Here is an 11,125-nt window from a genome sequence, read left to right on the forward strand (position 1 = left end):
GACCTTGCCAGGAGCCTGCCCGATGTCTATCAGCCCCCGTGACCGTTTGATTGTTCCTCTTGATGTGCCTTCTGTCGACGATGCACGCCGCATCATCGATGATTTGGGCGACAGCGTCTCCTTTTACAAAATTGGCTATCAACTTGGCTATGCGGGTGGATTTGAGCTTGCGCAGCAATTGATCCAAGACGGCAAAGACGTCTTTATGGACCTCAAATTGCTCGACATTGACAATACTGTCGAAAAAGGCGTCGGTTCAATCAAAACAATGGGTGCTAAATTCCTGACCGTTCATGCCTACCCCAAGGTAATGCGGGCAGCTGTCGCAGGTCGTGGCGATAGCGATCTGCAATTGCTGGGGGTTACGGTTCTCACGTCAATGGATGACGAAGATCTGGATGCGGCTGGCTATCGAATGACGGCAGCAGAACTGGTAGCCAAGCGCGCAGCCGACGCGCGTGCCGCCGGTATGGATGGCATTGTGTGTTCTGCGCAGGAGGCTCAGTCCATGCGCGCCATTGTCGGACCAGATATGGCGATCGTTACACCGGGTATTCGCCCAATAGGCAGTGACGCTGGCGACCAGAAGCGCATTATGACACCAGCCCGCGCCATTGCTGTAGGAGCCGACTATCTCGTGGTTGGCCGTCCTATTCTTGGTGCTCCTAGCAGATCAGATATGGCAAAATCCATTATTGACGATATCGCGGTCGCTCTCGGCAAACGCTAGAGGACTGACTTAGCACAAAATTTGAATGACTTATCGTGCAGATCCCCAAAAGCGCGCAGCTGTCATGTCTGCGTTCTATCCAAAAGACCGGCCGAACCGGCCAAAAACCACGCAATTTGGCATCAGCGTGTGAAGAGTGCAATTTGCTACGATCTTGTTATCAAATATAAGACGACGCAGTTCTCTTTGTCAGACCTCTGTCTAAGCCCGATACCGAGATCTCCATAGCGAAGGCAATCAGAAATAATTGCCTCATTGCGCTATTTATTGGTTTCTCTATCAAACACGGCTTGACCCATTAGGCTGCATTAGGCACCGGACCGTTGAACTCTCCAAACCGCCATGCTTTGCGCTGTTTACGTTCCGCATGCATGTAAATCGCCTGCCCTATTGCCAAGCTCAAGGCGAGCATAATCAGGCCGGGTATGATCAGGGAATAGAGATAGCTTTCAGGATTGGCGGTCAAATAGGTCTTTTCCGGGCGGTCCGGGTTAACATGAGCCAATACAGTGCGTCCAACGCTATAAGCTGAGATCATACGCTTCACTTCACCGGGTGATTGCGAGCGAATGGGCTGCACAGAGAAGCGATCCCCCATAAAGGTTTGGCCGTTTTTCGTATATTGATATTCAATTTTGGCAGTGAAAACTGGCGTGCCGTCTTCATATTTCATGCGCACGACATCAGCGCGCGTGACGGTCGCCGATACTTGCTCCCAGCCTTTGGCAGTGTGAGCGGTAAAAAAGTGCGCAGCGCCAACAATCAATAACAGCAATCCAAGAACAACAAGCATAAAACGGACAAGACGCACTGACTTGCGCTGATCCGCATGGAACCGCGGGCGATTAAATTGCCAGCCGGTGGTTGTTTCAATCGGGTCCCGGCCAAGCCGTTGGGTACCGGGATAAACATAAGCAGGTTGATAACGCATGATATAATACTCGGTAACACAATGAATATAGGGTCTAATGTAATCACATATTTCGAATTGAACCAATGTAAGATCAAGCATACAGCATAAGTTTAATGAAATGCTTGAGTCTTCGGAAAAATTTTATTTATATCCTTTACAAGTGAAACAAGATTCCTGATTAACCGCTTATTAACATTTATTATCCACAGAGTCTTCACAGTTTTTCAACTGTCACAGTCTTGGTTTACCAGAGTCTAACGTAAGATAAACGGATAAAAAGACGTTTGGAGCCAGAGTCTTGGCGCGTCACAAAATTCAAAAATTGCCTCATATTCACATTTGATAACAAGGGTGCCGAACACAGCAGAGTCATTCTCTCTTAAAAAAGGGTTAATACTTGCAGGGGGCGAGTCTAGTGGGAATGAGTCAAAATGGGGCACCCAAAGAGACGTGTTATCAGGACAAGAATTTTGCCACCAACCGGCGACATGGGGTGAGGCTACATCGCTATGTATTGAACAGATATGAACGGTTTTCATCAGATGTAAGCTTTGGTAATAAGGGTCTGCGAATGGCAGACATGAGGAAATTTTGGATTCAAAATGCCTATGCAGCACCTCACGCTATTCATGCATCCGTTGGATTGACCCTGAGAATGAGCAAACCCGTGACATCAACTGATAAGCTTCCTGTTTCTGTCTTCATCATTACTCTGAACGAGGATGACAGAATCGAAACGGCCATTCGAAGCGTGATACAGTGGGTTGATGAAGTCATTGTGGTTGATTCTGGCTCTAGTGACCGAACCGTTGAATTGGCGAAAGCTTGCGGAGCCAAAGTCTCCCATAATGATTGGCGTGGGTATGGAGAACAAAAGCGCCATGCAGAGGATTTATGCAAACATGACTGGCTGCTGAATATTGACGCGGATGAAGAGATCACTACCGCCTTGCGCGACGAGATAGTGTCTTTGTTCAAGCCATTCCCAGATACCGATATTTGCCGGGTGGAAATCCTTGATATTTTCCCTCATGAAGATAAAGCCAAAAAATGGGCATACGGTTATTGGCAATATCGCCTTTATAACCGCCATAAGGGTCGATTCTCTGATTCCAGCGTGCATGACACTGTACGGCCTTTGCCAAAAGCGCGAATTGATACTCTGAAAGCCAAAGTCAACCACCGTTCTATGCGCTCACTGCAAGTTTCTGTTGCCAAAATGAACCGTATTTCTGATATGCAAGTCAACGACATGCTACAACGCGGGCGACATATTTCCCGGTGGAGGCTGCTAACAGAGTTCCCTCTGGCTTTCCTTAAGGGATATGTCCTGCGCAGACAGTTTATATATGGTTTTTGGGGCATGGCCCTTGCGTATAATTATGCTTTTTCCCGTTTTTTGCGCGTTGCAAAAATGTATGAAACGGAACTCAACCAGAAAACGCGCCGCGACCAATAAACCTCGGCCGTGCCTTCAATCTCCCGTAAATGCGTATAATATTATGCAAACAGCGAGGTGCAGCCATGCAGGATGCTGCTATGGACTTGCGCTAAAGTCGTATCCCGCTTAGAAGGGGTCCAGAAAAGATCTGGCTTTTACGTGAACCATAGGCGAGGCAAATCAATGGCTGATATGCGACTGGTTGTCATGGGTGCTCAGGGGCGCATGGGACGCGCGCTCATCGCTGCTATCACCGACCAACAAGGGGTCTGTGTCGCTGGAGCCGTTGAGCGCGAAGGTGCCGACTGCATCGGCATTGATGCAGGAGCACTTGCCGGACAACAACCATTGAACGTCGAGGTGACCACAGACCTTGGAGCGGCTCTTGACGCTGCCGATGGTCTGATTGATTTCACAGCACCACTTGCGACTCTTTCCTTTGCAAAGATTGCCGCACAAAAAGGCAAAGCCCACATTATCGGCACCACAGGCTTTACGCCTGAGCAAGAAGCCGAGCTTAAAGACATTGCCAGTTCAGGTTCCGTGATGGTCAAATCCGGAAATATGAGCCTTGGTGTCAATCTTCTGGGCAAGCTGGTAGAACAAGCCGCCCGATCGCTGGATGCCGATTTTGATATTGAAGTGGTTGAGATGCACCATAAGCACAAAGTGGATGCACCGTCTGGGACCGCTCTTTTGCTGGGAGAATCAGCAGCAGAAGGTCGGGGGATTGATTTGCACAGCAACGCAGTTATGTCTCGTGAGGGTATCACAGGCGCGCGCGAACGTGGCTCTATCGGGTTTGCCACATTGCGCGGTGGATCGGTCATTGGCGAACATACTGTAATTCTGGCAGGGGAGGGCGAACGCATCGAGCTGACGCATAAAGCCCAGGATCGCACTGTTTTTGCAAGGGGTGCCGTCAAAGCGGCCCTATGGACAAAAGAAAAACCTGTTGGCTATTACACCATGATGGATGTTCTGGGCCTGAATTGAGCTCAACACACAGTCATGCTTGGAGTTTGAAACCGCAATTTGAACAATTCTCGTGACAGTCTGCTCGCGGGAAATGATTCAAAACATTGAAACAAAGCCTTTTCTTGTCTGATCTACTCCTAGAATCAGCAGAAATTGCTTTCATTTGCTGCGAAGGAGTGGATCCGATGGAACGGACACTAGTGCTGGTACGTCATGGCCAGAGCGACTGGAACCTGAAAAACCTGTTTACTGGCTGGAAAGATCCAGACTTAACCGAACAGGGTGTTTCCGAAGCAATTGCCGCTGGCAAGAAGCTCAATGAAATGGCTATGAAATTTGACATTGCTTTCACGTCTGACCTGCAGCGTGCGCAAAAAACCTGTCAGCATATTCTGGATGGCGTTGGTCAATCTGACCTCAAAACCATTCGCGATCAGGCACTCAACGAACGCGATTATGGTGATCTGGCCGGTCTGAACAAAGACGATGCCCGCAAAAAATGGGGCGAAGAGCAGGTTCACATCTGGCGCCGGTCTTATGACGTGCCTCCTCCAGGTGGTGAAAGCCTAAAAGACACCGCTGCACGCACCCTGCCGTATTTCATCACCGACATTCTGCCACAGGTAATGTCTGGTAAGTCTGTGCTTTGTGCAGCGCATGGAAACTCCCTGCGCTCATTGGTGATGGTGCTTGACCGTCTGACCACCACAGAAATTCTAGACGTAAACTTGGGCACCGGTGTTCCGATGGTCTACAAGTTCAACGCTGACACCAGTGTATTGTCTAAAGAAATCATCAATCTCTAAGATTTTGGTTGATTGGTTCGGTATCGAAAGGGTGGCTTTGGCCACCCTTTTTTGTTGCCCATCAAAACCTAACGCTATGAAGCGCCGCCTGCCAGATGCCCGCGCTCCCAGCCCAATATGGCGCGTTTACGCGTCAACCCCCAATGATAACCACAAATCGAGCCGCCCTTACCCATCACACGATGGCACGGCACAACGAATGATATCGGGTTCTTACCCACAGCCGTCCCGACGGCGCGGGCGGCCTTGGGGCTACCGACCTGTTGAGCGATGTTTGAATAGCTGGTCATGTCGCCAAAGGGGACCTTTAACAATGTATCCCACACCCTGATTTCAAAATCAGTGCCGATCAGGGTAATGCGCAAAGGCTGTTCTTCCTGCCAAGCAGAGGGATTGAAGATGCGCTTTGCGAAGGGACGAGTGGTGCTTGCATTCTGTCGGTAGGTGGCGCGTGGCCAGCGACTGCTCATATCGCTGAAGGCAGATACTTCTTCGCCGGGGTCTGCAAAGGCCAATCCGGCAAGCCCTTGTCCTGTTGTCATAATCAATGCATTGCCGAAGGGACTTGCGTGAAATCCATAGTCAATCACCAGCCCTTCCCCCTTGGCTTTGTATATGCCCGGCGTGATGGCTTCGTGGGTGACAAACAAGTCATGCAAGCGTGAAGGACCAGACAGGCCCACTTCAAAGGCTGTATCCATTACGGACGCGGATTGATCCAGCAATGCTTTGGCGTGATCAAGAGTAACGGCTTGCAAGAAGCCTTTGGGAGACAACCCTCCGGTCCAGCGCGTGAACAATCTTTGCAAATGATGAGAAGACAAGCCGATGTGGCTAGAGAGATCATCCAGATTGGGTTGATCCCGCCATTGACCGGTCAGATATTCTATCGAGCGGCGAATAGCATCATAATCCTTCAACACCTCTTGCTCGTCGGCAAGGTTGCTTTGCGCTGCGGTTAGCATGGGCAAATCGCTGCTGGATGGAACAATCTGGCTATTGATCATGACGCAAGTCCTCGTGAATGGAACAGCAGGCTATCGCCAATGGCCCGCGTCAGCCACCCGAAACTTGCGCATGCATGGTCTTGGTGGTTTTGGCATCCTGCAAGGCTGTCTTCAGTGCCTGCGCCAGACTTTCACGTTCACAAGCATGCAGGAACGCACCAATCTCTGTCGACTGTCCGTGGGAGGTCAAACTCAGTTTGGTCATGCCTTTGTCTTCTTCATGAACGGCTTCAAGACGCACCCAATAGGGATTGAAGCAAAATTGTTGTTGATGCCCTTTGGGCGATGTCTGGACCAGCGTGACCTTGTCGTGGGTAATCTCAATTTGTTCTTTGGCCCGCGCATCTGAACAGTTCCTACGCAAAGCCCAATAGAGCAGCAACACATCCAATCCAGCAAAGCCAATGATCGGCCACGCCCCTAGCAAAAAGAACGGGATAGACATCACCAGCATCGCACCTCCGATACAGACAATGATCCAGAAGAAACCTTTGCGTCCCATCGATCGATAGGGATGCAGTATGGCATTGAAATAGGGGCCAGAGGCTGTCGGCAAGGCCGCGCTGTTTTCATCAATCATCGTCATGACGCCAGTTTATTCGAAATTACGTATTTTCCCATAAGTTTTTTCTAGCCTGCCACTTTTTGATCAAAGCGCTTGCACGATTGGAGCAAAACACCAATATTGGCGTTTGTTTGATGGGATTTGTGGCAATCGCAAAAAGGATGCAGGATCGTGACCGATAAACAGGATGCTTCAGACCCAAAAGGAGAGCGGCAAAAGCCACCCAAGGAGAAAGCCCAAGCAACCGGCAAACCAGCTGCCAAAAAGCCCACTCGCCGGCGCAAATGGAGCAAGATGTCCAAAGAGGACATCGAAACCCTCTTTGCTCGCTTTCAAGCCCAGCGCCCCGATCCGCGCGGTGAACTGGATTATACCAGCGCTTACACATTGCTGGTCGCAGTGGTTTTGTCCGCGCAGGCCACCGACGTGGGGGTCAACAAAGCAACAGGCCCGCTGTTTGCCATAGCTGATACACCGGAGAAAATGGTTTCGCTTGGAGAAGATGCGGTTCGAGACTATATCAAGACCATCGGCCTTTATCGCAACAAAGCCAAGAATGTCATTCTGCTCAGCCAAAAATTGATTGATGAATTTGGCTCGCAAGTGCCGGATGATCGAGAGTCTCTGGTCAGTTTGCCCGGTGTAGGGCGCAAAACTGCCAATGTTGTTTTGAATATTTTCTTTGGCCAGCCCACCATTGCGGTTGATACCCACATCTTTCGCCTCGCCAATCGCTTGGGGTTGGCTCCGGGCAAAAATGTCGAAGAAGTAGAAATGGCGTTGGAAAAAATCATTCCAGCGGCCTATGTCCGCCAGTCGCACCATTGGCTGATCTTGCACGGTCGCTATGTCTGCAAAGCACGCAAGCCCGACTGCCGGAAATGCATTGTTGCCGATCTTTGTTTGTTTAAGGACAAAACCTATTCGGTACCAGCTCCGATTGTTGAGCTCGATTCCTATGACAATCGCCAAAGCGCGCCGGACAAAACCGGTGAATTTCTGGGCTAGACATAAAAAGCCGCTGCGAATTTTTCTGCATCGGCTTTAGAAGATCGGTGGATCGGAGCATTTTACAGCGTATTAACGGGTTTGGAACCCGTGAATTTCTTATGCACATGAACCATAAAGGCCGTCGCAAACAGCGGTGTCAGCAGGTTCAGCAGCGGTATAGAGATGAATATCGCAATCAGCACCCCTCCGATAAAGATCTTGGCACCATGACGTGCGCGCAATTCTTTTAGTTCTGTTTGGTTGCGAAACCGCAGAGCGGCTTGTTCAAAATATTCTCGTCCCAGCAAATAGCCGTTGGCGATGAAGAAAAGCGGGATGCCCAATCCCAAGAATGGGATCATCAATAGAACCACCAAGTTGACGCCGATGACGACCAACACAAATCGAATGGTCTGAAACACAGCATCCATGATCGGCAAATCGCGGCCATGAGGTTCATGAGGATAATGGGTATCTTCCACAACATGGCTGACCTGATCGAGGAAAAGTCCCGCCACAATGGTCGAAACGGGGATGATCAGGAACCACAAGCCAAAGAAAAAGCCAAAACCGGTGATAACTTTGGCTACGGTCTCGGCCCAACCGGGCAGAAAATCTTCCAAAGTCAAAAGATACTCAATACCGCTCTCAATTCCGACCCAGACAAGCCCAAGCAATAAAATTGTGATGCCAAGCATTTTCCAAAAGACGGAACGAAAGGGTTTGGTGAAAAGCTGGTTGAACGCCAATAGGGCGGAAGAAAGCATGGCCACAGGCCTCATTTGGTCGGTTTCATCAATATCTTGTTTCACATAGGCGGGCAAAAGCAGTTCTGCAAGGCCTTTTCACGGTTTTGCCGGTTGCCTTGCGACGCTGCCCTACTATACTGCCGCCGACTTTGACAGATTTTACAAGGCTATTGGTCCCTCGTTGGTTGACGTTGGTTTGATCAGGCCAAAAAAGGCCGGAGTAGGGCATGACAGCACCTCGTTTTGATATTCTTGGAATTGGTAACGCTATTGTTGACGTGCTTTCGCGCACGGACGATGATTTTCTGGTTTCCGAAGGCTTACACAAGGGTTCAATGAATCTGATCGACACTGACCGCGCAGAATATCTCTATGCCAAGATGGGCCCGACCATTGAAGCGTCTGGGGGTAGCGCCGGCAATACCATTTTTGGAATAGCCAGCCTCGGCGGACATCCAGCCTATTTTGGCAAAGTGGCTGATGATCAATTGGGCAAGACATTCACCCATGATATGCGCTCGCTCGGGGCACATTTTGAAAGCACTCCGCTGCTTGGTGGTGCACCAACTGCACGATCAATGATTCTCATTTCGCCCGATGGTGAGCGCACCATGAACACCTACCTGGGTGCATGCGTTGAATTGTCTGAAGAAGATATCGACGCAGATGTTGTTGCCAATGCGGGCATCACCTATATGGAAGGCTATTTGTGGGACAAGGAAGGCGCCAAAAACGCATTCCGCAAAGCCGCAAAAATCGCTCATGAAGCAGGACGTCAGGTTTCAATCACCTTGTCGGATAGTTTCTGTGTTGATCGCTTTCGTGACGAATTTCTCGAGTTGATGAAAAGCGGACAGGTAGACATTGTTTTTGCAAATGAACCGGAAATCAAAGCGCTGTATCAGACTGCTGATCGAGCAACTGCGCTTAACGCGTTGCGCGAGGATACCAAACTGTCCGCCGTCACCCTTGGTGAAGAAGGCTCAATTGCTATTTCCCACAACGAAACCCATCATGTAAAAGCCTGCACAATCCGCGAACTGGTGGACACCACCGGTGCGGGTGATCTGTATGCGGCAGGCTTTCTGTTTGGTTTGTCCCAAAGCATGGAATTGGAGAAATGCGCGACCCTGGGCAACTTCTGTGCATCAGAAGTGATCCAGCATATTGGCCCACGGCCTGAGCATGATATGAAATCAGCGGCGATACAAGCAGGCTTGCTGTAAGCCAAGGCAATTCCTTCCACATAGAAAAGGCGGCCCTTTGGCCGCCTTTTTGTTTGCGTTGATAGAGTTTGAGCAAACTATAGTTTGCGTAGCATGACTGTCTTGATGGCGTGACTATCGTCTTTTCCCAGAACCAAATCCGCACGCGGGCGAGTAGGGAAGATATTTTCACGCAGATTGACCAGATTGATCGACGCCCATAGATCGTTAGCAATCTTGTCTGCTTCGTCTGCTTCAATCAGTGAATAGCGGTGGAAGTAGGATTCAGAATCCCGAAACGCGGTCTCGCGCAAGCGCATGAAGCGTTCGAGATACCATCGGTGCAATATGTCTTCGTCCGCATCGATATAGATCGAAAAATCGAAAAAGTCCGAGACAAAGGGGATTTCTTTGCCATCTTTTGGCAATATCCCGGTTTGCAGCACATTCAGGCCTTCCAGAATCAGGATATCGGGCTGGTCAATGATTACATGCTCATCGGGCATCACATCATAATAGAAATGCGAATAAACGGGCGCACGGACATTGCGCTTGCCGGCTTTGATGTCGGTCAGAAACTGAATCAGAGCCGTTCGATCATAGCTTTCCGGAAAGCCTTTGCGGCGCATCAGCCCTTCTTTATTCAACACGGCATTGGGCAGCAAAAACCCGTCTGTGGTGATCAGATCCACTTGCGGACTGGCAGACCACCGAGACAACAGGGCCTGCAACAAACGCGCGGTGGTCGATTTGCCCACGGACACCGACCCTGCAACACCGATGATAAAGGGCGTTTTGGGCTCATTTGTACCGAGGAAATGCTGGGTGGCGTTGTTCAACCCCCTCGCAAATTCAACATAATAACTGAGCAATCTGGAGAGTGGCAGATAAATTTCTTCCACTTCCTGAAGTGAAATGGGATCGTTCAGGCTCTTGATCTTTTCCAGATCCGAGCCGGTCAACGTCATGGGCGTATCCGCCCTCAAAGTTGCCCATTCTTCATTTGTAAAGGCGCGGTAGGGGGATAACTGCCGCTTTTCGTTTTGGTCCATTTTGAGTTCCCTAGAGCCTTACTGATCGACTTGCTGTCAATCCCGTTCTAAAGGCTCCCCTCCCTGTGTCCCTGTATGCCAAACCTTACAGCGACATCAACCCTGCCGCGGGAGGCTGGAACGGGATCAATTGTGTGGCACAATAGCGATCAATGCCGCAACATGAGTTGATTGAACTCAATTTCTTCCGTCTTCTACCGTCTTTTGTGCATCTGCGAACTAGGACAATAGTGGAGGTTTTTGGTTCATTTAATAGGTATTTTACCGAGGCTTCTAGAATCTTGATCGGCACCAAAAGGCATGAGGTGTCAGTCAGCTGGACGAGAGGCTTTTTCTTGCAGACCTGTCTGTCCGGTACGATTGGCCAGCTCCAACATGACATCATCCAGTTTCACGCCGGAAATATTCAGCACCACCAACAGATGATACAGTAGATCGGCTGTCTCTGAGGTCAATTCAGCTTTATCGGACTTCATCGCAGCAATCACGGATTCCACCGCTTCTTCACCCAGTTTTTGGGCGCATTTTCCGACACCTTTATTCATCAGTTTGCGGGTGTAGGACATTTCATCGTCGGACGTTGCTCGCGTCTGGATGATAGCCTCAAGGTCGCTCAGGGTGAAATTGCTCATAAAACTGTCTCTTGTTTGCCTTCGTGGCGCTTGTCTTTGATGAACCGCGTATGAAAA

Annotated in this window: 12 protein-coding genes; 6 read left to right on the top strand and 6 right to left on the bottom strand. The window is 49.8% G+C overall.

Translation table 11 applies throughout. The annotated features are described in order from the left end of the window. Window positions 1-22: 22 nt before the first annotated feature. Window positions 23-730 carry an orotidine-5'-phosphate decarboxylase gene (pyrF, locus tag C0081_RS15075; RefSeq protein WP_101534661.1) on the top strand — a complete coding sequence of 236 codons (708 nt, stop codon included), beginning with the start codon at window positions 23-25 and terminating at the stop codon, window positions 728-730. A 298-nt stretch (window positions 731-1,028) separates the two neighbouring features. On the opposite strand, the gene C0081_RS15080 is transcribed toward pyrF, so the two are convergent. Further along, window positions 1,029-1,661, bottom strand: coding sequence for a DUF3592 domain-containing protein (locus tag C0081_RS15080; RefSeq protein WP_180966915.1), 633 nt, complete (start codon window positions 1,659-1,661; stop codon window positions 1,029-1,031). A 553-nt stretch (window positions 1,662-2,214) separates the two neighbouring features. Between C0081_RS15080 and C0081_RS15085 the strand changes: the two genes are divergently transcribed. The 3 genes from C0081_RS15085 (at window position 2,215) to C0081_RS15095 (ending at window position 4,868) form a co-directional block, all read left to right on the top strand. Beyond that, on the top strand, window positions 2,215-3,102 hold the full coding sequence (locus C0081_RS15085; protein ID WP_210200521.1) for a glycosyltransferase family 2 protein: 888 nt from the start codon (window positions 2,215-2,217) through the stop codon (window positions 3,100-3,102). A gap of 165 nt (window positions 3,103-3,267) precedes the next feature. Continuing rightward, window positions 3,268-4,080 (top strand): 4-hydroxy-tetrahydrodipicolinate reductase, encoded by an 813-nt coding sequence (dapB, locus tag C0081_RS15090; protein ID WP_101534663.1) that lies wholly within the window; start codon window positions 3,268-3,270, stop codon window positions 4,078-4,080. 167 nt (window positions 4,081-4,247) lie between these two features. Continuing rightward, window positions 4,248-4,868, top strand: a complete 621-nt coding sequence (locus tag C0081_RS15095) for a 2,3-bisphosphoglycerate-dependent phosphoglycerate mutase (protein WP_101534664.1) — start codon at window positions 4,248-4,250, stop codon at window positions 4,866-4,868. A 74-nt stretch (window positions 4,869-4,942) separates the two neighbouring features. Here the strand turns inward: C0081_RS15095 and C0081_RS15100 are convergent, their stop codons facing one another. Together C0081_RS15100 and C0081_RS15105 are read right to left on the bottom strand one after the other, a co-directional pair. Next, on the bottom strand, window positions 4,943-5,833 hold the full coding sequence (locus tag C0081_RS15100; RefSeq protein WP_101534918.1) for a methylated-DNA--[protein]-cysteine S-methyltransferase: 891 nt from the start codon (window positions 5,831-5,833) through the stop codon (window positions 4,943-4,945). Window positions 5,834-5,924: 91 nt separating this feature from the next. Continuing rightward, window positions 5,925-6,455 (bottom strand): DUF2244 domain-containing protein, encoded by a 531-nt coding sequence (locus C0081_RS15105; RefSeq protein ID WP_180966916.1) that lies wholly within the window; start codon window positions 6,453-6,455, stop codon window positions 5,925-5,927. 156 nt (window positions 6,456-6,611) lie between these two features. Here C0081_RS15105 and nth point away from each other — a divergent pair, with 156 nt between their 5' ends. Then, on the top strand, window positions 6,612-7,448 hold the full coding sequence (nth, locus tag C0081_RS15115; RefSeq protein ID WP_245417964.1) for an endonuclease III: 837 nt from the start codon (window positions 6,612-6,614) through the stop codon (window positions 7,446-7,448). 62 nt (window positions 7,449-7,510) lie between these two features. Here the strand turns inward: nth and C0081_RS15120 are convergent, their stop codons facing one another. Beyond that, window positions 7,511-8,197: a sulfate transporter family protein gene (locus C0081_RS15120; RefSeq protein ID WP_101534919.1), complete on the bottom strand. Its 687-nt coding sequence runs from the start codon at window positions 8,195-8,197 to the stop codon at window positions 7,511-7,513. A gap of 209 nt (window positions 8,198-8,406) precedes the next feature. Here C0081_RS15120 and C0081_RS15125 point away from each other — a divergent pair, with 209 nt between their 5' ends. After that, window positions 8,407-9,405, top strand: a complete 999-nt coding sequence (locus tag C0081_RS15125) for an adenosine kinase (RefSeq protein ID WP_101534668.1) — start codon at window positions 8,407-8,409, stop codon at window positions 9,403-9,405. Between the two features lie 77 nt (window positions 9,406-9,482). On the opposite strand, the gene coaA is transcribed toward C0081_RS15125, so the two are convergent. Together coaA and C0081_RS15135 are read right to left on the bottom strand one after the other, a co-directional pair. Next, on the bottom strand, window positions 9,483-10,436 hold the full coding sequence (coaA, locus tag C0081_RS15130) for a type I pantothenate kinase (RefSeq protein WP_101534669.1): 954 nt from the start codon (window positions 10,434-10,436) through the stop codon (window positions 9,483-9,485). 308 nt (window positions 10,437-10,744) lie between these two features. Beyond that, window positions 10,745-11,068, bottom strand: coding sequence for a phosphoribosyl-ATP diphosphatase (locus tag C0081_RS15135; protein ID WP_101534670.1), 324 nt, complete (start codon window positions 11,066-11,068; stop codon window positions 10,745-10,747). Window positions 11,069-11,125: the final 57 nt, after the last annotated feature.

The organism is Cohaesibacter celericrescens (genome assembly GCF_002866925.1).
Taxonomy (GTDB): domain Bacteria; phylum Pseudomonadota; class Alphaproteobacteria; order Rhizobiales; family Cohaesibacteraceae; genus Cohaesibacter; species Cohaesibacter celericrescens.

Excerpts from the sequence above, each read along its gene's own strand:
- C0081_RS15135 (WP_101534670.1), bottom strand. The coding sequence starts at position 11,068 with ATGAGCAATTTCACCCTGAGCGACCTTGAGGCTATCATCCAGACGCGA.
- C0081_RS15085 (WP_210200521.1), top strand. The coding sequence starts at position 2,215 with ATGGCAGACATGAGGAAATTTTGGATTCAAAATGCCTATGCAGCACCT.
- C0081_RS15120 (WP_101534919.1), bottom strand. The coding sequence starts at position 8,197 with ATGCTTTCTTCCGCCCTATTGGCGTTCAACCAGCTTTTCACCAAACCC.
- C0081_RS15095 (WP_101534664.1), top strand. The coding sequence starts at position 4,248 with ATGGAACGGACACTAGTGCTGGTACGTCATGGCCAGAGCGACTGGAAC.
- C0081_RS15080 (WP_180966915.1), bottom strand. The coding sequence starts at position 1,661 with ATGCGTTATCAACCTGCTTATGTTTATCCCGGTACCCAACGGCTTGGC.
- C0081_RS15125 (WP_101534668.1), top strand. The coding sequence starts at position 8,407 with ATGACAGCACCTCGTTTTGATATTCTTGGAATTGGTAACGCTATTGTT.
- dapB (WP_101534663.1), top strand. The coding sequence starts at position 3,268 with ATGGCTGATATGCGACTGGTTGTCATGGGTGCTCAGGGGCGCATGGGA.
- C0081_RS15100 (WP_101534918.1), bottom strand. The coding sequence starts at position 5,833 with ATGCTAACCGCAGCGCAAAGCAACCTTGCCGACGAGCAAGAGGTGTTG.
- C0081_RS15105 (WP_180966916.1), bottom strand. The coding sequence starts at position 6,455 with ATGATTGATGAAAACAGCGCGGCCTTGCCGACAGCCTCTGGCCCCTAT.
- pyrF (WP_101534661.1), top strand. The coding sequence starts at position 23 with ATGTCTATCAGCCCCCGTGACCGTTTGATTGTTCCTCTTGATGTGCCT.
- coaA (WP_101534669.1), bottom strand. The coding sequence starts at position 10,436 with ATGGACCAAAACGAAAAGCGGCAGTTATCCCCCTACCGCGCCTTTACA.